Origin of the sequence: Paraburkholderia oxyphila NBRC 105797, from assembly GCF_000685075.1 — a bacterium.
GTDB classification, from domain to species: domain Bacteria; phylum Pseudomonadota; class Gammaproteobacteria; order Burkholderiales; family Burkholderiaceae; genus Paraburkholderia; species Paraburkholderia oxyphila.
This window is the reverse complement of record NZ_BAYD01000051.1, coordinates 19,551-45,976: the sequence shown is the minus strand read 5'-3', so window position 1 is coordinate 45,976 and position 26,426 is coordinate 19,551. Positions and strand designations below refer to the sequence as shown.

Sequence of the window (26,426 nt, the reverse complement as noted above, 5' to 3'; positions counted from 1 at the left end):
TCGTTGTTTGAATGAATCGTCGCGCTCAACCGGCCGTTAGCCCGTCTGCCGGCATGAGCGCGTGGCTTGCCGGTACTGATCCTGCAACTCGGCGAACGACGCGATCCGCCCGGCCAGCGCGCTCGCCGCCACGGTCGGCGGACTCGCGAGCCATACCTGGCCCGGACCCGAGCGGCCCGGAAAGTTGCGGTTGATGGCGCTGATCGTCACCTCGCTCGCCGCCGTGGACGCGCCCGGTCCACAATTGGCGCAAGCGCCGCACGAGGGTTGCAGGAGAATGGCGCCAGCCTCATCGAACGCTTTCAGGTAGCCGCGCCGTTCGCAGTAGTCGCGCACCTCCGAGGTACCGAACTGCAGATAGAGCTTGACGCCCGCGGGCACGCGCAGGCCACGCGCGGCTGCCCATGCCAGCACCTCGTGATAGTGATCGAAGTCTTCGCGCTTGCCCGCCGTGCAAGAGCCGCCGTAGGCAATGTCAACATGCGGGCGCTCGGCGAGATCGCGCAGCGCAATGCCGTTTCCCGGGTCTCCGGGTGCAGCGAGCATCGGCGAAATCGCCGCGCAGTCGATGCTCAGGACTTCTGCGTATTGCGCCCCTTCGTCACTGCACATCCACGGTTCGATTTCGAAGTCGATGCCCCGGCGTTCCTTGAGGAACCTGACGGTTTCCGCGTCGGGCGCGACAATGCCGGTGAACCCGCCCAGCTCAGCGGTCATGTTCGTGAGCGTCGCGCGCTCGTCGGTCGTCAGTTGCGAGATCGCGGCGCCGGCGAACTCGAACACCTTGCCCACGCCGAGGCCCGAGCGGATCCGCGGGTCGGCGAGAAGGTGCAGCGCGAGGTCCTTCGCCGTCACACCCGCCGCGATCTTGCCGTTGAACTCGACGCGCAACGTTTGCGGCACGGTCATGCGCACGGCGCCGGTCACGAAGGCGTTGGCCATGTCCGTGGTGCCCACGCCGAACGCCACGCAGCCGAGCGCGCCGCTATGTGGCGTGTGCGAATCGGTGCCCACGATCAGCTGGCCCGGCAACGCATAGCGCTCGGCCATCATCGCGTGCGAGATCCCTTCCGAACCTTCGCTAGAGGCCCCCTCGGCTTCGCTCAAATAGCCGTGATTCCTCACACCGTATTCGCGCGCGAACTGACGATGCGCCGCGGAAAGCTCCCGCACATCGGGCAGCAGGCCGTTTCGCACGTGCAACTCGCTCTTGTGCGCATACGAAAGATGATCCTCGAACGCGAGTATCGTCGCGCGGTCGTGCAGTGCGAGCGGCCGCCCGAACGTGGCATGGAGCATATGCGCCGCCATGCCCGTGTAGTACTCGTGGATGAAGCGCCAGTCTGCACGTACGAAGGCACCGGCGCCAGGCACCAGCGTCTCGCCGGTACCCCCGGTTTGCAGCGCGTGGCGTTCAAGAATCTTCTGCACGAGCGTGCGCGGTGCGCTGTCGACTGCCTCCCGTACGCAACGGATCTGCCGCATCGCTCGCGCGCCGTAGCGCAGCAATCCGCCACTACGCAGGATCTCGGCCGCGAGACTGTCGCGCGAGGCGACGAGCTCGTCGATCTCGATGGGCTCGCCGCGCCGGATGCGTGCGATCAGCCCGAAATCCGTCGACGTGAACAGGCCGAGATTGTCGGCGTTCTGTCGATAGATGCGCTCGAAGCTCTTCGCGATCACGAGGCGGATGCCCGCCCGGTATTCCGCCAGCGGACTATGCTCGCGCGACGAGCCCTTGCCATAGCGGTTGCCCGCGACCGTCACGCAAAAGCCGCCGGCGTGCACGGCATCCATGCCGACCGGATTGCGATTGCCGACCCGCAAGCCGAGATAGGGCACCCGCCCCAGCCGGTCGTCGAAGCGCGTGAGCACGCTCATCGGCGTAATCTCGTCCGTCGATACGTCGTCTCTCAACGCGTGCGGCGGTACGTCCGCGAGGTCCGCGCCTTTGAGCTGCTGCTCGATCGCGTCCGCATCCGTGCAAAGAAACAGTATCCGGCCGCTCAAATCCAGGGTTGCCATCCGATCTCTCCTTGAGCGGAAATCTAGACGGCGGCCCTCTCTGTGCAAAGTGCTCGATCGGCAATGGGGGCATCGCGGATCGCGATGCCAGGGTCAGGCCTGGGTGCGTGTCAACGCGTCAATGAGCGCCTGAACGGCCCTGAGACGGGACGACTTTCTGAGCGCGTGCACGTGCAGGCTGCGGCTCATGGCCCACGCTTCGTCGAGCGGCTTGCGCACGAAGCCGCTCGATCCGGCAAAGGCGGACGCGGCGCTGGCGGGCACGATGCCGATGCCGAGCCCCGCCTCGACCATGCGGCATTGCGCGTCGAAGCTGTTCACGGTGACGGCGAGTTTGAGCGGCACGCGCATGGCGTCGGCGCGCTCCTTCACCACCTGGTCGAGCGAGCCGCCGGCCTGCAGCGCGACGAGCGGAAAGCGCAGTACGTCGTGGAACGTGGGCGCGGCCATCGAGACCAGTTCATGATCGGGCGGCAGCACGACCATCAGCGGATCGTCGGCGAAGTGCCACGATTCGAGCCCCGCGGGCGTCTTGCCGCAAGCCGATACGCCAACGTCCGCGCGATCCTCCATGCACGCGCGCACGACCTCGTCGCTGATCTGCTCCGTCAATTCGATCTGCACGAGCGGGCAAACGGCCTGAAATGCCTTGAGCCGCTCGGGCAGGAAGCCGACAATCGCGGAGGCGTTGGCGTAGAGGCGCACGACGCCTGCGATCTGGCCGCTGACCGACTGCACCTCGCGTGCGAAAGACTGCAACTGGTCATGCAAAGCGGTCGCGCGCGTGTACGCCTGGCGGCCCGCTTCGGTCAGCTCGACGCCGCCATGGGAACGGATGAGCAACGGCATGCCCACCGCGCTCTCCAGGTCCGCGATGCGGCGGCTGAGTGCCGAAGGCGCGATGTGATTGCGGCTGGCCGCGCGCGCAATGGAGCCCTCACGCACCACGGAGATGAAGAGTTCCAGGCTGTACGGATCGATTCTCATGACAGAAACTGTGCCAAACCCGACAGCCGCAATAGTAGCGACCGCTCAGCCGATCGTCACGAGCCCGCTGCGCATCGGCGCGAGTCTTTGAGCCGCTCCAGGCGGCCGAGCAGCTCTTTGGCCTGCTTCTGCACATGCGTGGACAGCATGGGCATGGCCAGGATCGCCCGGACTCTCGCGTGCCAATAGTCGAGGTTGGCCATCGGGCCGGTTTCAGGAATGCGCGCGCCCGCAGCCGACTGCTCCAGATGGCTGAGGACATGGCAAATGTGCGCCAGATCCTTTTCGGCGAAATCGTAGCTCACAAAAGATCCCCGTCGTCGGTCTCGGGATGAGACGTCTTGTTGGCGCAAGCGTGCTTGTGGCACGGACGCCACTCGAACAACAAAGCCGCCGTGTTTCGGCTTGACGCTTCGCGATCCTCAATGTTTTGCGCGGACCCACCGGCACCAATCGTGATGATCGAGATTGCGCAGCAGATCGGCACGCCGCCGCTCTCGGCGATGGTGATGAATGGAAATTGCCGCAACGACAAGGACGATCGGCACAATCGCCGCAACCGCCATGTTCAGCCACGCCTGGTCCATATCAGCCTCCCTGGATCCCCCCACAAGCGCCGGCCTCTCGCACGGGCCAGCACATACCCTGGATATAAATTCGACTCCTGGACGTTGTCCGTTACCTGGCGCACACCCGGCGCGTGTCTAGCGTACGCGGGACACCGCGCGCAGCAGCGCGTCGCCGCGCGGCGTCACGCGCGCAAGCGCAACGCCCGATTCCGGCGGCTCGATGTCGATCAGTTGAAGCTCGCGCAACGCGCCAAGCTCGATGCGGTCCGGCTCGATCCAGTCGGGCGCATTCTTCACCAGCATCAAGGTAGCAAGCTCGTGTGGACTCAACATGTCAATACCTCCCATCGGGGAAGCCAAAATCAGAATGGGGGTTCGCATGCAGCGGCGGCTGCATGTCAGCACTGTCGACAGAGCGCAACGAGGCGCGACGGACGTTGGCTATCCAGGCAGTACGCAACGCCCTGAACAGGGGCGCCGTCGTCTTTGCGGAGCTGGAGCCGCTGCAGACGCAGCGGAGCCGGTCAAGGCGAGCACAGCGGCCGCGTTGAATTCCGGCGTAGTGGCAAATGATTTTCTTTCAGGAACATTCATGCATCGTCTCCCGTTTCGCACCAGCAGCCTGGCCGTTGCCACGGCGGCCAATAGTCGGCGTCGCGGCAGCCGGAAAGCGCTGCCGCCAGCACACCAACGCGCTGGTCAATTTAGAGACTTCATTCTAACTTTGTTAAATCTGTCGCGTTCAGGCCTCCGGTCCAGGAGTTTCCCCAATTCATGCCGGCCGCCCACTCGTGGTCGAAACAGGCCGGGCAAGGACCGGAACGCCTCCCGGCCAGGCCGCCGTTGCGAACCCATGGCCTCACGCCCAGGCCCAGCAAGAACCGCAATTTTCCGGCTTGGACTGGCGCGGAATTGAGCAGCTTCGTCGTTCAAGTATCCGCGGACCCAGGCCGAAGAACGGCCCGGACACTGTGTGCTTGCCGCCACCCTCCGCCTGGATCGCAAGGACCAACGACGCATTGTCGAGTTTAATTTTGATGTGCTTATAAATTTTTTCTGTAGCGGGCGGCGTTTAAATTTCGTGCCTTGATCCGGTCGATTTGCTCCTTGACGGAGGCGCGGTCCTTCTCAGTTTCGGCAAGCAAGCATTCGTTCAGGATTACCGGTGAGCGCGCCGCTGCGTATCGGCAATCCGCATTGTCATGCGCATGTGCGCAGCCACGCGCACTATGCCGATTTCTGCATCGGCACTGTTTATTTTCGACAAGACCCGGCAACCCCCGGATTCGTATATTGCTTGCAGCCGACCGGAAAACGGAACGCGAGGAGACATGTGCCCGCAAGACCACCAGGGCGGCAGGCACCCGCACGATTCATCATCGAGGAGCACCCAAAACAATGAAGTTCCATCGCACAGTCATTTCCGCAGCATGCATCCTGGGTTTTACCCTGGCAGGCGCACCCTGCTCCTTTGCATCGTCGCCGGTCGAAGTGAAGATCGGCTTCGCCGCGCCGCTCACGGGCGGCCAGGCCCACTACGGTGCCGATTTCCGCAGCGGCGTGGAGTTGGCGATCGACGACATGAATGCTACGAACCCGGTGATCGGCGGCAAGCCCGTGCGTTTCGTCCTTGACGGCCAGGACGACCAGGCCGACCCGCGCACCGGCACGACGGTCGCGCAAAAGCTCGTGGACGACGGCGTGGCCGCCGTCATCGGCCACTACAACTCGGGCACCAGCATCCCGGCCGCGCCCATCTACGCGAAGGCGGGCATCCCTGAAATTGCCATGGCCACGGCGCCCACCTATACGCGGCTCGGCCTGCCCACCACGTTCCGCCTGCTCACTTCGGATACCCAACTAGGCAGCGTGCTGGGCGAGTACGCGGTGAAGGGTCTCAAGTTCAAGCGCCTTGCAATCGTCGACGACCGCACCGCCTACGGACAGGGCGTGGCCGAAGAGTTCGCCAAGGCCGCGAAGGCGGCGGGCGCCACCGTGGTGGACCAGGAATATACGACCGACAAGGCCGTGGACTTCCGCTCGATTCTCACGAAGATCAAGGCGGCCAACGTCGATGCGGTGTTCTACGGCGGCGCCGATACCCAGGCCGCGCCCATGCTCAAACAGATGCGCTCGCTGGCGATCAAGGCGGCGCTGATCGGCCCGGACATGGTGCAGTCCGATAACCTGATCAAGATTGCGGGTGAGGCAGCCGAAGGCACGCTGGCCGCATCCGAGGGTAGCCCGCTCGAAAAAATGCCGGGCGGCAAGGCCTTTTCCGACCACTACACGAAGCGTTTTAACCGCCCGGTGGAACTGTACGCGCCTTATGCCTACGACGGCACGATGGCCGTGTTCAACGCGATGAAGGCGGCGAACTCGACCGACCCGCACGTCTTCCTCTCGGCGCTGAAGGCCACGAACATGAAGGGCGTGACCACCAGCGAACTCTCGTACGACCAGTATGGCGACCTGAAGTATGGCGGCGTGACGGTGTACAAGGTCGCGGGCGGCAAGTGGGTGCCGCTGCAGACCGTGGGCACGAAGGACTAACGCACGGGAAAACCGCGCGCGCCCGCGAAGCGTGCTTCGCGGGCCGCCCTGCTCTCGCCATCCGGGCCGCCCCGTTGAAACCGCAGTGGTCCAGGGAACGCTCAGGCGACGCTGCGCGCGGCGCTGCCGATACGTCGGCCTGAATAGACGAGCACCGCAACGCCACCGGCTATCAGCAACGCGGCAAGAACGTAGAGCCCCGCATCGAGTCGGCCCGTGGTCGTTTTGATCCAGCCAATCAGCGCGGGGCTGAAGAAGCTGCCGAGTTGGCCGAGACTGCTGATCAATGCGATTCCGCCCGCTGCGCCGGAACCGGAGAGATGGTCTTGAGGCATGGACCAGAAGATCGGTAGCGCAGCGAACGTCAACCCCACCGCGATGCTGAGGAACAGCAAGGCCGAATACAGTCCGCTTCCGTACAAGCCAACGAGACAGAGCGCAAACCCGCCGCCAATGGCGCACACGGCGTAGTGACAAAATCGTTCGCGACGTTTATCCGAGTGGCGCGAGATGGCGACAATCCCGATAGCCCCAATCCCATAAGGGATGGCGCTCAACAAGCCGGTGTCAAAGACACTGTGGATGCCGGCGCCGTGAATGATGGTGGGCAGCCAGAAGCTGATGGCCATCGTTCCACAAGTCAGCGTGAAATAGACCGCCGAAAACAGATACACCATCGGATTGCGCAACGCAGCGCCAATCGACCCCGATGCGAGCGCTTCCTTGGACGCGAGATCCACGTCCAGATCTCGCTGGACGCGTTGCTTCTCCGCTTCGGTCAGCCATCCCGCGTGCTGCGGGCTGTCAACAAGGAAGAGTCGCACGACGACGCCCATGAGGATCGCGGGCAATCCTTCGAGAATGAACATCCACTGCCAGCCTGCGAGGCCATGCACGCCTGCCGCATACTGCATGATGGCGCCCGAAACGATGCCGCCCGTGACGCCCGCGACGGCAACCGCCACGAATAGCCAGGCGGTGACCGATGCCCTGCGTGAAGCGGGAAACCAGTAAGTCAAGTAAAGAACGATCCCGGGGAAGAATCCTGCCTCGAACACGCCGAGCAGGAACCGCATCACATAAAGCATCCATGGGGTCGTCACTAACGCCATGCACGACGAAACCACGCCCCAGCCAATCATGATCCGCATGAAAGTGCGCCGCGCGCCAATACGTTCGAGCAGCAGGTTGCTGGGCACTTCGCACAGGAAGTAGCCCAGGAAGAACACGCCCGCGCCGAGCCCGTACACCGCGTCGCTGAAGCCAAGGTCGGCCTTCATCTGCAACTGCGCGAAGCCGATGTTGATACGGTCAAGGAAAGCGATCACGAATCCCACGAAGACAAACGGCACGATGCGCCGGCCGATTTTCTGGTAAAGCGCGGCCAGATCGCGATCATTTCCTGCTGTAGCTGAAGTCATACTCGTCTCCACTATGCGACGCGATATCACGTCATGTATTCATTACCGTCTGGTCGATTGCGCCGAATACCGAGCGGCCGTCGTCGGTCAAGACTTCCATGCGAATCCGGTCACCGTGTTGCAGATACCGCTGCTGCGCTTCGTCTGGCCAGCCTGAGAGGGCTTGGCGTACCCGGGCTTCGGTCACGCAGGCGCTGCCTGTCGATGGGTCCGCATTGCTGATCGTCCCCGCACCCACGATCGTCCCAGCGCATAGCGCGCGCGTCCTGGTTAGATGCGCAATGATCTGCGCGAAATTGAATACCGTTTCCTCACCCGCGTTTGGCGTGCCGAATACCTCGCCGTTGAGCTCGACTCTCACCGGAAGATGCAACATCGCGTCGCGCCACGCGTGGCCAAGCGCGGCGGGCGTGACGGCGACCGGAGCGAAGCTGCTTGCCGGCTTGCTTTGGTAGAAGCCAAATCCGCGAGCGAGCTCACCCGGGATGAGTCCACGCAGCGACACGTCATTCACAAGAACAACCAACGCGATAGCGTTGCGGGCTTGTTCGAGTGTGGCGCCCAGGGGCACGTCGGTGGTGACGACCGCGATCTCCGCCTCGAAGTCGATCCCGTGCGCCGCGCTGAGCCCCACGATTGGCGCCGTACCGGCGAGCATGACATCCGAGCCGCCCTGATACACGAGCGGCTCGGTCTCGTATCGATCCGGAATGGGTTCCCGGCGCCATTGATACATGAGCCGCGCGTGGTTCCTGTACACCGAGGCATCGGCCCATTGATACGCGCGCGGCAAGGGAGCGAGCGCCGCCGCCGGATCGAACGGCTCGCACGATGCCCACCCGCAGGCGTCCAAACGCTGGCAGCAAGCCTCCAGTCGAGGCGCGGTAGTTGACCAGTTGTCGAGCGCCTCTTGCAGGGTTCTGGCAATGCGAGGCACCGGCATGCAGCGCCGATAGCTGGACGAGACGATAACCAGCTCGCCGTCACGGCTGCCGTCTTGCCGCGTTGCGAGTCGAAGCGCGGGGGATAGCGTGCTCATGCGCCCTCCTTCCCGGCCGCGCGGCGCGTGGCGGATTCAACGGCCCATTGCGCAAGCTGCGCATGGGCATGCCGCGCGAAATCGCTCACGACAGCCGCAGGAGCCACTTCAGTTGTCAGCTCCAGACGCAATCCGTTGGGGTCGAAGAAGTAGATCGACTCGATATAGCCATCGTGATCCGTGATACCGAGCACTTCAATGCCGTGCTCCAACAAGCGGGCTTTCATGGCGTCCAGCTTTTCGCGATTGTCCACTCTCAGCGCGATGTGATTGACCCATGCCGGCGTGTTTGCACTGGGCGCAGCGCTTTGACCATCGCCAAGATCGAAAAAGGCGATATGGGATCCATCGGACATGCGAAAGAAGATATGCACGTACGGGCAGTATTCCCCGGTGCTCGGCACATGGTCTTTTTTGATCACGTGAACGAGCGGAAGACCGAGGATGTCTTCGTAAAAGCGGCGGGTTTCCTCGGCGTCGCGGCAGCGCCACGCAAAGTGATGAAGACCCAGGATCGTGCCCATCGGCACGGGCGCTGCATGGCCTGCAGCGGGGCTTGCGATTGCATTGTTCATGGTGAAAATCAACAGGTTGAAGTTTCGCAATGGCTAAAGGAGGCGCCGCCGCGCTCGCTTCTCAGGCCGACAGCGACGGTGCCGGCAGGCTACGCAGCGCCGCGTCTATGGCGGCTTCGCAGGCTTGCGCGTCGCCGAGCTGTTCGAAGAGCAGCAGCGCCAGTCTCGCGAGAAAGAGCGACTCGCTCTCTCTGCCCGCGGCGCTGACGGCACGGGCGCAATGCGTGTAGACGCGATCTCTCGAACGGCTATTCAGTTCAGGCATGCTTCCTCCATGACATCGAGTTTCGTGCCGCAGGCGCGGGAGATGGCCACGCGCACGCTTTGCCCGGACGGCCGATGCCATCGGGCGGCCACATGACCGTCGGGGCGGACCAGGTAGACCGAGCCTTCCCCTGCGCCATATGCCCGGGCGATGCGCGCCATCGCCTCGGCCGAAACGAGGACGTCGTGCTCGCCCCCGGTAACGCCGACACTCCGAATCTGAACCGGCACCGCAAGAGTCGCCAGCGCCTGGGCCAGCGACTGCTGACAATCCAGCGAAAGCCCGAACCCGAGCACGGTAAAACCGGGAGCCTGAAACACGTCGCTCAGAAACCGCCCATGCGCGTCGAGCGCGACATCAATGGCGACGCTTCCCGGTGCGGGTCCCGATTCGAAGCCATCGCCATCGGGCGTGAGCGTCGAGTTCGTGTAGGCGACCGCCTCGGTTTGCCGGGGATTGACCAGGCTCGCAATCGCGGGATGCTCATGAGCCAGCGATAAACAGGCTTCGCGCATCAGGTCGAAGCCGCGCGAAGGGGGCGACATGAACTCGGTGCTGCGCATCGCACTGGCCGCATTCTCGTGAAAGGCCTCGATCCGTTCGGCGCTGTAGCTGTCGAGCAGTCCTTCGTCCACGCCATTCGACAGGACCAACGCCAGCTTCCAGGCGAGATTGTCGGCATCGTCGAATCCCGAGTTGAGCCCGCGCACGCCGAAAATCGGCATCGCGTGCGCGGCGTTTCCGGCGAACAGAATCCGGCCATGCCGGTATGCATCGAGCGTCATGGCACCTGCGCGATAGACCGAGGTCCAGACAGGCTTCCAGGGCAGATGGCCTTCGCCGATCGCATCGAGGTGGGTCTGCACAAACGTGTGGACACGCGCGGGCGTGAGTGCGTCTTCGGCACAATCCCCGGGCCGCAACTGATAGTCGATGCGCCAGATATTGTCCGGCTGGCGATGCATGAGGATGGTCGATCCGCGCCACCACGGCGGATCGAACCACGCGCGCCGCTCTGCCGGCGCACCGCTGGCCAGTTCGATATCGATGATCACGTACCGCCCTTCGTAGGCCGTGCCCGCCAGTTCGAGGCCCAGTGTCTTGCGGACCATGCTCTGGCCGCCATCGCATGCGACCAGCCAGCTCGCGCCGGAGCGATAGCGGCCGTGGGGCGTCTCGATCTCGATTGCGACGCCGCTGTCGGTGGCCGATACGCCACTCACGCGCGCGCCCCAGCGTACGTCGACTGTGCCTGGACTGGCCGCGTTGACTCGTGCGATGGCCTCAAGCAAGTAGTGTTCGATGTAGTACTGCTGCAAGTTGATCATCGGCGGGAACTTCTCCGATGGCTCATCCGGCATCTCGAAGCGGAAGACCTCATGCTCGCGATAGAAGCTGCGGCCCCGGCTCCACCTCAGGCCTTTCGCCAGAAAATCATCGACCGCGCCCAGTCGCTCGACGACCTGCAAGCTGCGGCGAGAGATGCAGGCCGCCCGGCTGCCCTCGCAGACAGAATCGTCCGCCTCGATCACGACGGATCGCACCCCGAATCGTGCCAGGCCCAGCGCGGTTGCAAGCCCGACGGGGCCGCCGCCCACGATGACAACATCGTGTCTTTGCGGCTCGACGCCGTTTGCCAGCGCCGGAAGGCAGGCGGAAAATCGCCGGTACTCAAAAGGACCGATGCGGTCAAGCCTGCCGCGCGCGTCGCTCATGGGTTTGTCTCCTTCATTGATTGCGCTTCACGCAGCGTGTAACGTGCGTGATCGAAGCGCCGACAACGTTATTGTTCAGTGAACCGGCCACCGACGTTGTCATAGGTTCTTATGACGTATAAACCCTGATGAGGAACGAGTGAGATACTGGAGAATCCAATCCCGTCGCGACGACATTGCCCTGCCGTTCGTGACGAAGGTCATCGCCGGCATCGGAACCGAGGACCTCGCGCAATACATCCTGGAAGCGGTGCAGCCGCTGGTCCCCGCGAGTCACTGCACGTTATTCGCACTGCAATCCACCGGGCGCGTTTCGGCGTTGTCGACGGCCAGCGCGCACGGCGCAGTCGCTTCGATTACGGCCGTCGAGTACTACCGCAATCGCTTCGACTTGCTCGATAACAACATGACGTGGCTCTCGCGCAAGCGCGTACCGGCACGCTCGCAACTCTGGATGAGCCATCAGTTTGCCGAGGACGTGAGCGACCAGCGCTATCGCGACTTGTGCTACACGAAGCCCGGCATCAGGGAGCGGGTATCCGTGCTGCTGCTGGACCGGGATGGCTTCCGCGCCGCAATCAGCCTTTATCGGAACCTCTCGTTCGATCTGTTCTCTGAAGAGGACTTCGAAACAATTACGCGTTGCGCGCCGGTCCTGCACGAAGCCGTGCTCGCACACGTCAGAAAGACCGCGCGCCGAGCCGTGAGCGATGCGCTGCATCACCGGATACTCACGAACCTCGCGCATCGTGAGCGCCAGGTGATCTCCTGGCTGCTCGCGGGAAAGACATCGAGAGAGACGGCCGCTTTGCTGGAGCTATCCGAAAACACGGTGCTCACGTACCGGTACCGGGCGTTCGCCAAGCTGGGCATCCGCTCGCAGCGCGATCTGCTGACGACGCTCGACCAGCTTCCCGCCAACTTGAGTCCCGCGAGGAAGAAGCAACAAGGTTCGTAGATGTTCAGAAACGTAAGCGCCTATGCAAAGCATACCAGGAGCCGGTTTTCAACCTCCCCAATCGAAGCTTGTACCATTCCTCGTAACAATCCAATACTGGTGAGCGACAGCCAGCGCTGCCGTGTTAAAAGCGCTAAACACGCTTGCATACCTCAAAGATCAAAAAGATTCGGTTAGCCAACATTTCAACGCTTGCCCGATTCAATGAATTAAAAATCGGCTCGACAAAACGGCCGGCGGCAAGCGGGCATTCGTCAAACATTGAATTCTGGAATGGGTGACACGTTTCATTACGTCGCCAGGGCATGCTTTCGCCGGTTCGGGGCCTTTTTCCACAGCCCGATTCTGGCGGCGCATGGTTTCAACGTCACAAAACGTTCTCTTCGATCACGGGGCCTCATCATGGAACTCCTTCTTGAGCGCGACAAAGCCGCGGATGCACCGCACCTTGGGCGCAGCGTGCTGCTTGCGCCCAACCGGCACGTCAATCTTGCCCAGGCCGGTCACCCGCTCGTCAAGATCGCGCCACGCACGCGTCTTGGCTCAGTGGCGCTCCAGCTCGCCGTGCAGCAGTCGATCGCGACGATCCAGATCATTGCCACCAGCACGTACGTCAACGCATTGACGGCGCTGGCACCGCCCGTCATCACGTTTCGAGCGCCGCCTCCCGGCACGAAGATTCCCGTGGACAGTCTCCAGACGGCCTATCAGCAGTTCACGCAGCAGCTCGCCGTGCTGCAGGGCCAGGCCGCGAACTGGATCAGTACGTCGAGCAGCGGTGGCGGTGCCAGCATCTTCTCCAACCTCATTTCGGTTGCGAGCACGATTTCGAATCTCAACGCAACCGTGCAAGCCGATTTCATCGTGCTGGCGAATCTGCAGCCGGGCAGCCCCGCGTGGCAACAACAGCTGCAGCAGACCAAGGCACTCGTCGGCGCAGAATTGACGCCGCTGCAGAGCATCGGCACGCAAATCCAGTCGCTCAGCGGCAGCCTGAACACGGCAGCCACCACGCTCATCTCGGCCTCCACCACGGGCGTGCTCTATCAGCTTCAACAGGCCTATCAGAGCGAGATCAACGCCCTGAATGCCGATATTGCCAATTGCAACAGCACGATCAGCTCCGACAACAGCAAGATCATCGGTCTTGGTTTCGCGGCCGGCTCGGCCATCGTGGTCGGCATCATCGGCCTTGCGAACTTCTGGAATCCGGTCGGCTGGATCCTGATGGCGGGCGGCGCGGCGGGCGCCTATTTCGCCATCGCGGAGATCACCGCGCTCAAAGGGCAGATTGCGCAGTTGAAAGCGCAAATCCAGAACGATATCAACTGGGAAAACGCGGACGAGCTTGCCGCCCAGTCCGTTGCAGCGTTTTCGCAAAGTGCCCAAGGCGTGGCGAGCATGAATTCGCAGGCGCAACAGGAACTCAACACGCTGCTCCAGCTTTGCCAGACCCTGGGCGACGACATCACCGCCGCGCTCTCGGACCTGAACCAGGACAGCCTCAACGAAGCGCTGAGCGAATGGAATGACATCGTCTCGCAGGCGGGCTTCCTCGCCGGCATCACCGCGTATATCTGGCCCAGCTCGATCATGCTCGTGAACCCGACGAATCTGGCGGCTGCGGGCAACAACGCGTGGCTGGTCAGCAATTCGGGTACGACCTACGGTTTTGCGTCCGGCGGCACGATCTGGTCCACGCTGCCCGGCTACAGCTTTTCGGTGGCCGCCGCGGGAGGCGTGGTGGCGGGCATAGACGGCGCGCCGCTCAACGGCTCGCAACTTCAGCCCAACAGTTACGGACAGAGCTTCTTTGCCAAGCTGTTCAATGCCGGGCAGAACACGTGGACCCCGATCTCGACGTTCCCGGTTGCCCAGGTGGCGACGGACGGCACCTCCGTCTGGGCCATCAGTCAGGTGACGTCGGACCGTCAGGCTTACGTGTACAGCGGCTCGGGCACGAACTGGAGCGCGGTCGGCTCGATGCCGAATAGCGATGCGCCCGCCGCCATCGCAGGCGCCAACGGCACGCTGTTTGCCATCGCCAACAATGGCGGCGGCCTGTGGACCCGCGCGGAGGGCGCGTGGCAGCAGATCGGCACGGCAACATGGAGCAGCCTCGTTGCGAACGGCAGCAAGGTCGGCCTGACCGACACGTCGGGCAATGCGTGGTTCATGGACACCGCGAACGGCAATGCGCTGACCGCGATGATGACGGGCGTGAGCGCGCTCGCTCAGGCACCGCAGGGGGACCAGTATGTCACCGACGGCAGCCTCAACCTCTGGCACGTCGCGCTCCCGCAGGGCGGCAACAGCCCGGTCTGCACGCAACTGAAGAGCGGCATCGTGGGGGTGAGCGTGAGCGACGGCGGCACGGTCTATGCCATCGACAATACCGGCGCCGCCTGGGTGCTCACGAGCCTTGCCAACAACACCTGGCAGCAGTTGCCCGCCTTGCCTGGCTGAACCTCGTGGCCGAGCCTCGCCACTGAAGCTCGCAACTCAAGCTCGCGGCTGCGCCCCGCCAGGCGAGCAACGTCAACGGCCGGACCGCGAGGTCCGGCCCGTTCTTCCTTGTTTCCGAACATCACTTGATCAGGTATCCGAAATGGCCAATTCGATTCCCTCGCTGCCGGTCGTGAGTCTTCTCAACGCGTTCATGACAATCCAGGGCTATCTGCGTTCCGCCACGACAGCCGTGTTACCCCCCGTCATCGCCCAGAATCCGCAATACGCCACGCTCGTCACGCGGTATTCCGACTGGCAGCAAGACCTGTGGGCCGAGTTCTGGGAGGGACTGATGTCCAACCTCACCGGCGATAGCACGTCCATCTCCAGTCTGTTCCAGGACGGCATCGACGAAGAGAGCGTCATGCACGACGTTCTCTACGACGACGACATTCCCGACGTGGTGGCCCTGTGCGATTCCGTCGCCAATCTGGTGACCGAGGGGCAGCCGCTGCTCGTGCAGCTCGAGAGCATTGCCAAATCCATCCAGAACGCGGACGCGAAGCAAGTCGCTCAACTGACCCAACTGGCGGATCAACTGAATTCGCAATTCGATCAACAGGAGGACAAGCTCACCCAGGATGCCATCGATTCAGGCGTGGATCTCATCGCGGTTGCCGTGGACGTCGCGCTCGCGGTCGGAACGGAAGGCGAGGATATCGATCCCCTCGTGAAGGGCGTCATCAAGATCGGCGAGGACGCCGTGGACGAGCTCGAACTGACCGACGCCATCAACACGACGCTGAGCCAACTGGAATCGGCATGGGCGCAACTCGACCAGGCCACTGCCGATCTGGCCCAGGTCACCTTGACCTGCAACCAGATCCGCACGGTCACGAAGGCCGCCTCGACTACGCTGGACGCCTTGCAAAGCCTCGCGGCGGACTGGTCCGTCGTCGCTGGCGTGACGAACGTCGGCGAGGACGAATGGGCGAACGGCGGCAGCGCCGCGTTAAAGGAATGGGCCGCACGCGTGGCCCGGCTTTCGTTCAGCTACGCGACACAGTCCATCAGCGTACCGGCAACGGGCCGCGCCTGAAGCGCGGCTTGCCCTGCTGCCTCCCAGCCGGTCTTCAGGCACCGCCCTCGCGCTCGAAGACCGACACGAGGCGCAGTACGCTCCAGGCGAGCGTGGCGATCGCGGCCAGCGCGAGCTCGGTCAGCATGCCGGCCGCGCCGTGCGGTGATCGCGCGGGGCCACGCGCTGGAGGCGACGTCGGCAGGTTGCGCGGGCGGGCTCGCTTCCTGTCAACGAGCCCCTGGATCATTCGTTGCGCGCGTGCGTCGTGATCTGCACGAAATCGGCGGCAATGTGTCCGGTGCCGTAACGCGCTTCGATCTGCTTCAACTTCTGATCGACTGCCGCGAGGTACGCCGCGCGCGGCTCCGAAGGCGGCCGGATGCTGTCGAACAACGGCGCGGGAGTGATCAGCAGTACGATCATTTCGGTGCCGAACGGTTTATCGATAATCCAGTCGCCCGCACTGCCGATCGTGGCCGAAAAACCCGCCGGCGCCTGGTTGTCGCGCTCGTGGTTGCTCGGCACGAGATGCACGACGCTGCCATCGAGCGCGTAATAGTCGACGTTGACGTACGACTCGTAGTGCGGCGTGGTGATGTCGACGACAAGCGGGCTGCCTTGTGTCAGGTGCGCGTCGGGTGGCCGCGTATGGATCGTCGCCCCGGCTCCGCCCTGATGATTCGCGCGCCAGTATGGCGCGAACGCATTGACGACCTCGCAGTTATGGCTTTCCACGGCGCTCACGTCGAGTTTCGCGCCCTGTCCACCGGGCGATTGCGCGAGCGCGCCATGCATGCGCGCGATGCCATCCCCCGCGTTGGCAAAGCCGCTGACCTGCAGCGCGTGCTCCGGCAGCGACGCTGCAAGTGCCGAGCACGGAATGCGCGCGAGCGTGGAGTTCAGCGTGGCGACGGATGCCGCGCTTGGCACAGCGGCAACGACAGACGGTGCCGACGCCGGTGCGCTTGCGGCGCTCGCTGCGCTTGCAGCAGGCACATGCACATTTGCAACGACAGAGGCGGAGGTTACCCCGCGCACGGGCGCGGCCGGTGCGCTCGGGGTGGACGCCGGACCGCCTGACTGCGCAACCGTATTCGTCGCACTAGCCGGGGCCACGGCGGCGGTGGAAGCGCTTACACCTCGCGGCTCCTCGTTCCCGGACAGCACGCGGTAGCCCAGCCAGAGTCCCCCGGCAAGCACCACGGCACCCGCGCCCATGATCCCGATCCGCGCGGCGGGAAACGCCGGCGCATGCGCAAGCACGCCCATGCCTTCGAGAAACTGCGTGACGCTCGCCGTGCGCGACGCGCGATCAAACGAGAGCGCGGCGCTCAAGGTGCGCCATTGAGTGCGATCGAGCCCTTGCGGCCGTTCGGCGTGCATCTTCTCGCTGCGCGCCTGCGGCGCCGACTTGCGGTTGAACGGATGCTTGCCCGTCAGCAGCTCGTAGGTCACGCAGGCGAGTGCATAGACGTCGTCGCGCGGGTCCGCCTCCCGATGCTCGAACATCTCGGGGCTCGCATAGGCGGGCGTGATGCCGCCGAGCGTGGCGGGATCGAACACGGTGACATCGGAATCTTCTTCGGGCCGCTGAAAGACCCGGGCAATGCCGAAGTCGATCACCTTGACGTCCCCGCCATCGGTGAGAAAGACGTTGGCGGGCTTGAAGTCGCAATGCACGAAGCCGCGCTCGTGCGCATAGGCCAGCGCCTGCCCCATGCCAGCGATAATCGTACGGGCCTGCTCGAAGGGCATGCCGGCGAATCCCGGTGCGCGCAGCAGCTTGCTGAGCGGCTTGCCGGACAAATACTCCATGGTCAGATAGACGAGCGGTCCATCGCGATCGAAGTCGTACACCGTGACGATGTTCCGGTGCGCGAGCGTCTGCGCCTTGCGCGCCTCGCGCTGCAGCGCGATCAGCGAAGTCGGCTGGCCGCGAAACTGGACATTGAGCACCTTGATCGCGATGTGCGGCTTGCGGTCGGACGCTTCGAGCTTGCGCAGATCGAGCGCCTTGTAGACGGTGCCCATGCCGCCCACGCCGAGACATTCCTCGAGCACGAAGCGGCCGTTGAGCGTGTCGCCTATCCCCTTGATGTGCTCCCCGTGCTCCGCTTCGCCGGGCGCGGCAAGCGCGCGCCCGCCCGACGGCGCATGGCCGCCCGAGGGGGTCTCCTGGATGCGGGTTTCGTCGCCGCTGGTCGTGGTGGTGCCCTGAAAGTGTTCGATGCGCCGCAGGACTTCCGTGTAGTCGGCATCGGGGAGCGGATGGACGGTCTGCGTCGCATCCACGGCTTCGCGCAGGCGGGCGCAGTTCGCTACGTCGAACGCAAGCGCGCGATCGATTTCGGCGAAAAACGCCTCGCGTGACAGCGTCCCGCTCTGGAAGGTCTGGATCAGCTGCGTAAGGCTCATCATTCGTATGCCTTCAACTCAGCTTGAATGTGCGCTCGCCGCGACGAGCGCCAACGTGCGCGCGAAGCCCTTCGCGACCTGTATGAGGTGAGATTAGTCTGCCGCAACGCACAGTGCAATCGGTGCCTGAGCTAGATCGCGGCTCGCGTGGCTTTAATGCAGCGAGATGCAGCCGGGTCCCGCATCGCGTGCGCCGCCTGTTGCCGCCCACCCAACGCCCGTGCAGCGCGCTGTTGGGCGCACACCATCAGCACTCCGGCGCGCGAACCGGGCCGCACGGCGGGCCGGCGCACCACGCAGCGGCGCCAACCCCCGTCATACAAGGCGCCACGCATCGTACCGCCTGGTTTCCGCGTGGCTGGCACACCCTGTGCATTAAGAGAAGCGAGCCCGCAACACATTGCAGCTCGATCGCCCACTACCCTGTATTGCCCTTCTGGAGAACTGTCATGAGCAAGCTGATGATCGCAGACCTGAGCGTCGCCCAAGAACTCGACCGCCGTGAAATGAGCGCCGTGCGCGGCGGCAACCTTGGCCTGCTGCCCTTCTACTACCCGACCCCGAGCGTGAAGGTCGACACGACCAACTTCACCGCTTCGCAACTGATCGGCCAGTCCAACGACATCGTCAACGAAACGGGCAACGACGTCGCTTTCGCCACGAACATCCACTCCACGGTCAACCCGGTGCAGACGGCCAAGAACACGATCAACTTCTGATCGCCCCACTGGCGGGGCGAGCGCAACACGCTCAATCGTCGTGCCGCCCCTGTCTCGTTTCATCCACTTCTGGAGGCTTATCATGTCTTCTATCGTTATCCGCGAGCTGGCCCCCGGGACGGAACTCGACCGCCGCGCCATGTCAGCCTTGCGCGGCGGCTCCAGCAACACGGTCTCCGGTATCGGATCGATCGCCAACATCAACGTGTCGCCGACTGTCGAGCAAAACATCGAACAGATTCAGGTGGTCAACGTCAACGCGCTCAATAACATCGGTTACATCGGCGCGGGCTTCGGGCCGCTGAATCTCAAAGTCAGTCCCTCGCAATATGCGAACGCCGGTGTGACGTTTTAACCGCCGCCCCACCCCGACGACGCAGACGGTGCCCTACGGCGCCGTCTGCGTCGTCGCATGCGCCGGGCGTCAACTATAGTGAAGGCAAGGCGCCGAACGCTCGTCATCACGGTGCGGCACCGCCCTTGCGCCGGCGTGCTGCCTTCTCCCTTCGAATCCGCTCGCATGGAGCAGACCATGGGTACTCTCGTCATCAAGGATCTTCCGGAAAGCGTGGATCTGGACAGGCAGGCGATGGCCGCGATCGCCGGCGGCTCGAGGATCGGCTCGCATCAGACGATGCTCGCGCCGCGGCCGTTCACCGGACTGCGTGTGGCAGTCGCGGACCCGCAAACGCCGCGAGGGCTGGCGACCGTCATAGCGGCGCCGCCCCGCCCCACATTGCTACGCTGATTTCCCGCTCTGTTTGCCGCGCGTCGATACGCCGATGCGCGCCGGCGTGTCATGCGCAAGACGCGTCACGCGCCGGCGCGCGTCGTCATGGCCGGGCGACTGGCCGCCGGCGGAAACACGCACCACGATCCATCGCCGTGACGGAAGAAGAAGATTGCAATCGTGCGCGCGGGATGCACCGCCTCCACGCACACGTAGCGCAGCCGGTTTTCCTGCATGCGGCTGAAGCACACCACATGAGCCGGCACACCTGCATTGGGCGCCAGCCATTTGTCGACGAGCAGGCGCAGCGACGATCCGGTGGCATTCATGACGGTCTCCGAAACAACGGGTGGCGGCAATGGCTGAACGTGACGCTCACGCGGCCTGCAGCGCGAACGCGGCGCGCTGCGCCTGGGCACGGCGCGCCCGCACCAGCGCGCGAATGGCGCGAAGGGCGGCAAGCGGATGACCGAGGCACGTGCGGACCTGTTCGCTGCGGCCCTTGCCGTCCACGCACCATGTGCAGAAGTGCTCGCAGTTGTTGGTCAGCAGGCGATAGCGGTCTTCGCCGAGACGGCAGCGCGCACGCGCGACGGCTTCGCGGCCCGCGTAGGTAGCGAACGGATGCGCGACGACTTCGACTTCATGACCGGCCGCGAAGCGCTCGAGCGAGACTTCTTCGATCGGGCCACGGTGCAGCGACGTGCACAGACCGGCGTAGTGAATGACCCGGCCCGCGCCGACATAGATACCGTGATGGCTGTAGCCCGCGCGACGCGAGACCAGATGGGCGCCAAGCGGCAGTTCAGCCGCGGCCAGCCCTGCCTTTTGCGCGATCGAACGGGCGGCGGCGCACGGTGTCGTGTCTGCGCTGCGAGTGTTCGTCGGTTGAAGGTCGGGGCTCATGGCGAGGTCCATCTGGTGGTTTGCTGGCGAAAGGTTTGCCGGTTGCCAACTACCCTGCATCAGCCATGCCAGACGCGCCGACGACGGCTGCACAAGGCCTGGCGGGATATCGCGCACAACCGTAGCCCCGGCGTGTTCGCCGCTGACCAACGGATTGACCTCATGGATGTCGGCGGCAAGCCACCAGATTGGCTTCGAACCGGGAACGATGGAAGACGCCCCATGTGTCGGAGTACTCACGACGGCGGACGCGGCTTGTGTTGGGATGCACCCGACCATTGCGCAACGAGGCCGCGAGGCACTAGCATGCGGAGAACGCGTCCCCGTCCCGAGGCGTCTTGCGGGGCAAGGCTCGCCGCGAAAAGACGAGCGATTCTGGGTGCCCGCGGCGCACTGGCATGGCGCTTGCAAGGTAGGGGTGCCGAGCCGCGCGCTTGCGGCCACTCTCTCGATGGAGACCCGTCATGACCTCGCTCACGATCACCGACCTTCACCTGCAGCGCGATATCGACCCCAGGGCCATGTCGTTCATACGAGGCGCAGGGGCGCCGTGGGTGTTCGGCTGGATTCAGCCCTATGAACCCGCGCAAGCGTCGGCTGGCCCCGTCATCAATCTCTACCAGACCAACAACACGTTCTACGCGAATCAGGTGGTCAATCAGTACCAGATGCTCGACGTGACCAACTCCGCGGCCAATTCGAACGTGCTGGTGGGTGTGGGCCAGAACGGCAAAAATAATGGCCTTGCGTAGGGCCTGAGATTAGCGGGGATAGCGGGGGTAGCGGGGAGACAGGCCCTGGCCTTCGGAGGCATGATCGTGACAACCGCACTGCATTGGAGTTCGGCATCGCGCACCGACGTAGGCCGCGTGCGGGCGCTCAATGAGGATGCGTGTCTCGATCTGCCCCAGCAGGGCTTGTGGGCCGTGGCCGACGGCATGGGCGGCCACACAGCGGGAGACCTGGCCAGTGCGATGATCGTGCGCTCGCTCAGCGCACTGGCCACCCTTGCCGCGGCGGGTTCACTGGCGAGCACACAAGGGGCAGCGCGCGGCGCGCTGCAGACGGTGAACCAGCAGCTGCGCGAAGAAGCGGCGCGACGCGGCGTGCGCATGATCGGCAGCACCGTTGCCGTGCTGATGGCGAGCGGGCGCGAGTGCAGCTGGCTGTGGGCAGGTGACAGCCGCATCTATCTCTATCGCGACGCGCGGCTCGAACCGCTCACGACCGACCACAGCCACGTAGCGGCGCTCCAGGCGCAGGGCCACCTCAGCGCCGAAGCGGCGCGCCACCATCCATCGCAGCATCTGATCACGCGGGCCGTGGGTGCATCGGATTGGCTCGAGCTCGACGAAGGCCGCATTGCCGTGCGCGACGGCGACCGCTTCCTGCTTTGCAGCGACGGCCTGAGCAACGAATTGGAGGCGCCCGAGATGGCACGCACGCTCGAGGACGCCGACTGCCAGCTCGCGGCCGACACGCTGGTCGATATGGCCTTGCAGGCGGGCGGACGCGACAACATCACCGCCGTGGTCATCCGCGTCGAAGACCCCGACGCCGGGGATCATACGCTGCTCAATCCCGCCCTGCCCACCACGCGGCAGTGAACCCGCGCTCAGGATTCCTTCTCGCGATCCGGCTTCTCCGCGTGGCGAAAATCCTTCGAGCGGATGCCGTGCTTCTTGAGCAGCATCTGCAGATGCGAGCGGTTCATGTCACAGCGGCGCGCAAGCTCCGCTACCGTGCCGCCAGTCTCCTGCAAACCGCGCTCGAGAAACGCGCGCTCGGCTTCATCGCTCGCGGCGCGCTTGGCGTCGCTGAGCGAGAGCGGCGCACCCGACATTTCGGACTCCACCAGACGCAGCGCCGCCGCAGCCGGGCCGGGGCGGATGTCGTCGGGCAGATGCTCGATATCGGCGGTGTCGCCGGCAAGGCACGACAGCCGATAGACGAGGTTGCGCAGCTCGCGGATATTGCCAGGGTACGCATACGTCAGCAGGAAATCGCGCAGCTTGGGCGTGAGCTTCACGGGCCGGCGCTTGAGCTGGCCGGCCGCCTCGTCGCCGAAATACGCAATCAGCAGGGGAATCTCGTCGCGGCGCTCGCGCAGCGCGGGCAGCGTGACATGAATGACGCTGAGCCGGTAGAAGAGATCCTCGCGAAACTGCCCTTGGGCCGCGAGTTCGCGCAGGTTCCGGTTGGTCGCGGCCACGATGCGCGTGTCCACCGCAATCGGCTCGTCCGAGCCCACGCGCTGGATCTCGTGCGATTCGAGCACGCGCAGCAGCTTCACCTGCCCTTGCAGCGGCAGCTCGCCGATTTCGTCGAGAAAGATCGTGCCCGTGTGCGCGCTCTCGAACTTGCCCTTGCGATCGCTCGATGCACCCGTGAACGCCCCTCGGCGATGGCCGAACAGTTCCGATTCGAGCAGGTTGTCCGGAATCGCGCCGCAGTTGACTGAGATATAGGGCCGCTCGGAACGCGCGCCGTTGGCGTGGATGACCTTCGCCATCAGCTCCTTGCCGGTGCCGCTTTCGCCGTCGATCAGCACGGGCAGGTCGGTGGGCGCCGCTTTTTCCGCAATTTCGAGCGCCGCCAGCAGCTTCGGGTTGTCGCCGAAGATGCCTTCGAAAATGAAGCTGCGCTCGATGAGCGCCTCGCGCCGCCGGTGCGCGGAGGGCGTGAGCGCCTCGGGCTTGTCCTCCGCATCGGGCGCGTCGTGTGAATCGTGGGTATCGGCCGCCGCCTCGACGAAGCGCTCCTTGCGCGAGAGCTGCATGACTTCGTCGCGCAGCGCGTTCGACTGGTTCAGGAGCTTCTCGATCTCCGCGCGTTCGAGGCGCGGCGCCCAGCGCAGCGTGGAGCGCAGGATCTCGATCTTTTCGAGCAGCCCGGCATAGGAGACCACCGAGCTGCCGAATCCGTGCGGGTCGAAGAGCTTCATGACGCACCCAGTTGCTTCTGGACGAGCTGGTAATACATGCCCTTGCGCGCGATGAGCTCCTCGTGCCGCCCCTGCTCGACAATGGCGCCCTCGTAGAGCACGAGGATCTTGTCGGCCTGCATGATGGTGCTGAGCCGGTGCGCGATGATGAGCGCCGTGCGGCCCTGGAGTATGTCGTGCATGTTCGAGAGGATGTTGCTCTCGGACTGCGTGTCGAGCGATGAGGTGGCTTCATCGAACACGAGCAGGCGCGGGTCGTGATAAAGCGCGCGCGCGATGCAAAGGCGCTGGATCTGCCCGCCCGAGAGGCCCATGCCGCGCTCACCCACCACCTGCTCGTAGCCGAGCGGCATTTTGGCGATGAATGCGTGCGCGTCGGCCATGCGCGCCACCTCCTCCATGCGGCGCCAATCCGGGCTCGCATCGCCGCAGGCGATGTTCTCCGCGATCGTGCCCGAGAACACGAGATTGGTCTGCATCACATAGCCCACCTGGGCGCGAAAGTAGGCGTGGTCGATCGCGCTCATGTCGTAGCCGTCCACGTTGATCTTGCCTTCCGTGGGCGCATAGAAGCCCACCAGCAGCTTGGCGAGCGTGGTCTTGCCGGAGCCGCTGCGCCCGACGATCGCCACCATCTGGCCCCGGCCAATCGAAAAGCTGATGTTCTCCAGCACATAGGGCGTTTCGTTGCCGCCATAGCGGAAATACACGCTGTCGAACTCGATGTCGCCCTGCACATCGGGCAGCAGCACGCGCGACGCGAGATCGGCGGGCTTCTGCTCGGGCTCGATGTCGAGCACGTCGCCCAGGCGCTCCATGGCCACCGCCGCGTCGTTCATGAGGCTCCAGAGCCCGACGAGGCCCATGAGCGGCGCGAGCACGCTGCCCATGAACGCATTGAAAGCGATCAACTGCCCGATGCTCAGCTCCTGATTGAGCACGAGCGTGGCCCCCGCCCAGAGAATCACGATCGTGGTGGCGGCATTGAGCAACTGGCTGCCGAGGCCCACGAGAATGTTGAACGCCTGCGCGCGGTACTGCACTTCGAGCGACTTCGCGTACTTGCGCTCCCACTTCAGCCGCACCGCCCTTTCGATGCCCATGCCCTTCACCGTCTCCACGCCGCCCAGCGTCTCCATCAGCATCGAGCGCGCGTCCGTCGAGGCGGCGAACACCTCGCGCGCATAGCGCTTGATTTTCGGCGTCGCAATGGCGGTCAGCGCCATGATGGGGACGACGAAAGCAATCAGCAGCAGCGTGAGCTTCACGTTGTAGAGAAACATGAACGTGAAGTAGATGAAAATCATCAGCAGATTGAGTGCCGTGGTGACCGTCGATTCCGTGAGGAACGCGCGAATCGTCTGGTTCTCCTGGAAGCGCGCGAAGATATCGCCGGTCTTGCGGCGCGCGAAGAACGAGAACGGCAGCGACATCGTGTGCTTGAAGAACTGCGACATCATCGCGAAGTCGAGACTGCGCACCATGAAATTCGACAGGTGCGCGCGTATCGTCACCATCAACTGCGTGAACACGTGCGAGATGATCAGTCCCACGATCAACAGATGCAGCAGGCTCACGTTCTGGTGCACGATCACGCTGTCGAGGATGGTCTGGATGATGAGCGGGGGCACCACGCCCAGCATCTGTATCACGAAGGTGGCGAGGAACAGGTGCGCGAGGATCTTCCGGTACGGCAGCAGATAGCCGATGAAACGCACCCACGGCGAGCGCGTCGCCGCCTGCGCGCCGGTGGTCTCGCCCGCGCTGAACAACAGGCAGGTGCCGTTCCAGCCGCGCTCGAACGCTTCCACGCTCAGCTTGCGAAAACCCAGCGCCGGGTCGGCCACCCTCACCCACTGCTTCGACACGCCGTACACGACGATATAGTGGTAGCCCTCCCAGTGCGCGATGAAGGGCAGCTCGAAGCCTTGCAGCGCCTCGTAGGTGCACTGCACGCCGCGCGCCGTGAAGCCGAGCGACTCGCCGGTGCGCGCGAGGCTGTCGAGCGTCGCGCCCTGCGTGGTCACGTTGGCGAGATCGCGCAGCTTGCCGAGCGTCATCGCAATGCCGTAGTGGCGGCAGATCATCGCGAGGCAGGCCGCGCCGCAATCCATCTCCTCGGCCTGCTCGACCAGCACGAAGCGCTTGATCACGCGCTCGTTGAATTTCGCGTCCGCGCCGCTGTCGACGGCGAGCGGCCGGCTGCGGCGCTCGGCCAGCTTCTTCTGCCGCTGCAACTCGCGCTCGGTGAAGCGAATGCGCTCCTCCAGCACCTCGCGCAATTTCGCGTTGCGCTCGAGCATGAAGTGGACCGTCTTCTCGGGAATCACGAGAAGCCGGACATCGGTGAGCGCGGTCACCGTGGCGAGCTGGTCCTGGCGCAGCAGGCACGCGCGTTCTCCGAAGATCTCGCCCGCGCCCAGCTTCGCCAGCGCGTAGGCGTTGCCGTCTTCCTCCCGTGTGATGCTGACTTCGCCCTGGCGCACGACATAGAGCCGCGTATCGCCGCCCGCGCCCTGGCGCACGATCTCCTTGCCCGCGCTCACGCGCTTGACGCCGACGCTCGACACGTACTCCTCGAGCTCGGCGCGCGAGAGCTTGCCGCGCAGGTCGAACAGGCGCGTGACGAAGCCGCCGGCGGAGCTGATCGCCACGTAGCTCGTCACGAACGATTGCGCGCCCGCGTTCGCGAGCAGCAACGGCTCGAGCACCGCGCGCGGTATGCAGAGCACCTCGGTCTTCGCGGACGCGCGCACCGAAACTTCGTGCCAGTAGTCGCGCAGCATCGCGATTTCGGCGAATACCTCGCGCTCCTTGCGCACGCCGAGGCTCGTCTCCTTGCCGCGCTCCTCCGCAATCAGCCGCACCGAGCCCGAGCGGATCACGTAGAGTCCGGCCGCCGCTTCGCCGTGCTTGCAGACCGTGTCGCCGAACGCGTAGCTGCGCACCTGAACCTGCGCCGCAAGGCGATCGAGCTCTTCGCGCGAAAACAGCGAGAGCGGCTCGACCGATGCGAGGAAATCCGTGAGCGTCGGTGCGCTGGCCGGTGCGGGCGCCTGGGTGTCCATATGCGGGC

At 64.3% G+C, this 26,426-nt stretch carries 24 protein-coding genes; 9 read left to right on the top strand and 15 right to left on the bottom strand.

The features are described 5' to 3' along the window. Window positions 1-36: 36 nt before the first annotated feature. From BO1_RS27850 to BO1_RS27830, 5 genes are all read right to left on the bottom strand, one after another. Window positions 37-2,025, bottom strand: coding sequence for an aconitase family protein (locus BO1_RS27850; RefSeq protein WP_028220364.1), 1,989 nt, complete (start codon window positions 2,023-2,025; stop codon window positions 37-39). Between the two features lie 93 nt (window positions 2,026-2,118). Then, the gene (locus BO1_RS27845) at window positions 2,119-3,012 is read right to left on the bottom strand and encodes a LysR family transcriptional regulator (RefSeq protein ID WP_028220363.1); all 894 of its coding nucleotides are present in this window, start codon (window positions 3,010-3,012) and stop codon (window positions 2,119-2,121) included. Window positions 3,013-3,068: 56 nt separating this feature from the next. Then, a complete protein-coding gene (locus tag BO1_RS27840) occupies window positions 3,069-3,317 on the bottom strand; it encodes a hypothetical protein (protein WP_028220362.1) in 249 nt (82 codons plus the stop codon). A gap of 117 nt (window positions 3,318-3,434) precedes the next feature. Next, entirely contained in the window at window positions 3,435-3,599 is a 165-nt protein-coding gene (locus BO1_RS60310; RefSeq protein WP_167338397.1) for a hypothetical protein, read from the bottom strand. Between the two features lie 117 nt (window positions 3,600-3,716). Beyond that, window positions 3,717-3,914: a hypothetical protein gene (locus BO1_RS27830; RefSeq protein ID WP_028220360.1), complete on the bottom strand. Its 198-nt coding sequence runs from the start codon at window positions 3,912-3,914 to the stop codon at window positions 3,717-3,719. Between the two features lie 1,065 nt (window positions 3,915-4,979). On the opposite strand from BO1_RS27830, the gene BO1_RS27825 reads away from it, so the two are divergent. Then, the gene (locus BO1_RS27825; protein ID WP_043286798.1) at window positions 4,980-6,134 is read left to right on the top strand and encodes a branched-chain amino acid ABC transporter substrate-binding protein; all 1,155 of its coding nucleotides are present in this window, start codon (window positions 4,980-4,982) and stop codon (window positions 6,132-6,134) included. A gap of 101 nt (window positions 6,135-6,235) precedes the next feature. Here the strand turns inward: BO1_RS27825 and BO1_RS27820 are convergent, their stop codons facing one another. The 5 genes from BO1_RS27820 to BO1_RS52990 all read right to left on the bottom strand — a co-directional run bounded on the left by BO1_RS27820 (window position 6,236) and on the right by BO1_RS52990 (window position 11,149). Continuing rightward, window positions 6,236-7,555 carry an MFS transporter gene (locus BO1_RS27820; RefSeq protein WP_043286795.1) on the bottom strand — a complete coding sequence of 440 codons (1,320 nt, stop codon included), beginning with the start codon at window positions 7,553-7,555 and terminating at the stop codon, window positions 6,236-6,238. A gap of 31 nt (window positions 7,556-7,586) precedes the next feature. Then, window positions 7,587-8,594, bottom strand: a complete 1,008-nt coding sequence (locus BO1_RS27815; RefSeq protein ID WP_028220357.1) for a fumarylacetoacetate hydrolase family protein — start codon at window positions 8,592-8,594, stop codon at window positions 7,587-7,589. Next, window positions 8,591-9,118, bottom strand: a complete 528-nt coding sequence (locus BO1_RS27810) for a VOC family protein (RefSeq protein ID WP_043286822.1) — start codon at window positions 9,116-9,118, stop codon at window positions 8,591-8,593. The genes BO1_RS27815 and BO1_RS27810 overlap by 4 nt, the downstream gene beginning before the upstream one ends. Before the next feature lie 112 nt (window positions 9,119-9,230). Further along, window positions 9,231-9,434: a hypothetical protein gene (locus BO1_RS57975; RefSeq protein ID WP_084688229.1), complete on the bottom strand. Its 204-nt coding sequence runs from the start codon at window positions 9,432-9,434 to the stop codon at window positions 9,231-9,233. Continuing rightward, window positions 9,422-11,149 carry an FAD-dependent monooxygenase gene (locus BO1_RS52990; protein WP_043286793.1) on the bottom strand — a complete coding sequence of 576 codons (1,728 nt, stop codon included), beginning with the start codon at window positions 11,147-11,149 and terminating at the stop codon, window positions 9,422-9,424. The genes BO1_RS57975 and BO1_RS52990 overlap by 13 nt, the downstream gene beginning before the upstream one ends. 139 nt (window positions 11,150-11,288) lie before the next feature. On the opposite strand from BO1_RS52990, the gene BO1_RS52985 reads away from it, so the two are divergent. The 3 genes from BO1_RS52985 (at window position 11,289) to BO1_RS27790 (ending at window position 15,654) form a co-directional block, all read left to right on the top strand. Next, window positions 11,289-12,107, top strand: coding sequence for a response regulator transcription factor (locus BO1_RS52985; RefSeq protein WP_052409615.1), 819 nt, complete (start codon window positions 11,289-11,291; stop codon window positions 12,105-12,107). A 402-nt stretch (window positions 12,108-12,509) separates the two neighbouring features. Then, window positions 12,510-14,573, top strand: coding sequence for a hypothetical protein (locus tag BO1_RS27795; protein WP_028220355.1), 2,064 nt, complete (start codon window positions 12,510-12,512; stop codon window positions 14,571-14,573). A gap of 142 nt (window positions 14,574-14,715) precedes the next feature. Next, window positions 14,716-15,654, top strand: a complete 939-nt coding sequence (locus BO1_RS27790; RefSeq protein WP_028220354.1) for a hypothetical protein — start codon at window positions 14,716-14,718, stop codon at window positions 15,652-15,654. A 225-nt stretch (window positions 15,655-15,879) separates the two neighbouring features. Here BO1_RS27790 and BO1_RS27780 read toward each other — a convergent pair whose 3' ends face one another. After that, window positions 15,880-18,054: a serine/threonine-protein kinase gene (locus BO1_RS27780; RefSeq protein WP_028220353.1), complete on the bottom strand. Its 2,175-nt coding sequence runs from the start codon at window positions 18,052-18,054 to the stop codon at window positions 15,880-15,882. 446 nt (window positions 18,055-18,500) lie between these two features. On the opposite strand from BO1_RS27780, the gene BO1_RS27775 reads away from it, so the two are divergent. The 3 genes from BO1_RS27775 (at window position 18,501) to BO1_RS57970 (ending at window position 19,518) form a co-directional block, all read left to right on the top strand. Further along, a complete protein-coding gene (locus BO1_RS27775; RefSeq protein WP_028220352.1) occupies window positions 18,501-18,770 on the top strand; it encodes a hypothetical protein in 270 nt (89 codons plus the stop codon). 82 nt (window positions 18,771-18,852) lie between these two features. After that, complete coding sequence (locus BO1_RS27770) at window positions 18,853-19,125, top strand: hypothetical protein (protein ID WP_028220351.1); 273 nt, start codon at window positions 18,853-18,855, stop codon at window positions 19,123-19,125. 177 nt (window positions 19,126-19,302) lie between these two features. Beyond that, on the top strand, window positions 19,303-19,518 hold the full coding sequence (locus BO1_RS57970; protein WP_043286790.1) for a hypothetical protein: 216 nt from the start codon (window positions 19,303-19,305) through the stop codon (window positions 19,516-19,518). A gap of 65 nt (window positions 19,519-19,583) precedes the next feature. On the opposite strand, the gene BO1_RS27760 is transcribed toward BO1_RS57970, so the two are convergent. After that, window positions 19,584-19,829: a hypothetical protein gene (locus BO1_RS27760; RefSeq protein WP_028220350.1), complete on the bottom strand. Its 246-nt coding sequence runs from the start codon at window positions 19,827-19,829 to the stop codon at window positions 19,584-19,586. 46 nt (window positions 19,830-19,875) lie between these two features. Then, complete coding sequence (locus BO1_RS27755) at window positions 19,876-20,406, bottom strand: lecithin retinol acyltransferase family protein (RefSeq protein ID WP_028220349.1); 531 nt, start codon at window positions 20,404-20,406, stop codon at window positions 19,876-19,878. Window positions 20,407-20,870: 464 nt separating this feature from the next. On the opposite strand from BO1_RS27755, the gene BO1_RS27750 reads away from it, so the two are divergent. Both BO1_RS27750 and BO1_RS27745 read left to right on the top strand, forming a co-directional pair. Then, entirely contained in the window at window positions 20,871-21,158 is a 288-nt protein-coding gene (locus BO1_RS27750) for a hypothetical protein (protein WP_028220348.1), read from the top strand. A gap of 60 nt (window positions 21,159-21,218) precedes the next feature. Continuing rightward, window positions 21,219-22,013 carry a PP2C family protein-serine/threonine phosphatase gene (locus BO1_RS27745; RefSeq protein WP_028220347.1) on the top strand — a complete coding sequence of 265 codons (795 nt, stop codon included), beginning with the start codon at window positions 21,219-21,221 and terminating at the stop codon, window positions 22,011-22,013. 8 nt (window positions 22,014-22,021) lie between these two features. Here BO1_RS27745 and BO1_RS27740 read toward each other — a convergent pair whose 3' ends face one another. After that, window positions 22,022-23,350: a sigma-54 interaction domain-containing protein gene (locus BO1_RS27740; RefSeq protein ID WP_028220346.1), complete on the bottom strand. Its 1,329-nt coding sequence runs from the start codon at window positions 23,348-23,350 to the stop codon at window positions 22,022-22,024. Then, window positions 23,347-26,418, bottom strand: coding sequence for a peptidase domain-containing ABC transporter (locus tag BO1_RS27735; RefSeq protein WP_028220345.1), 3,072 nt, complete (start codon window positions 26,416-26,418; stop codon window positions 23,347-23,349). Before BO1_RS27735 ends, BO1_RS27740 begins: the two co-directional genes overlap by 4 nt. Window positions 26,419-26,426 lie beyond the last annotated feature (8 nt).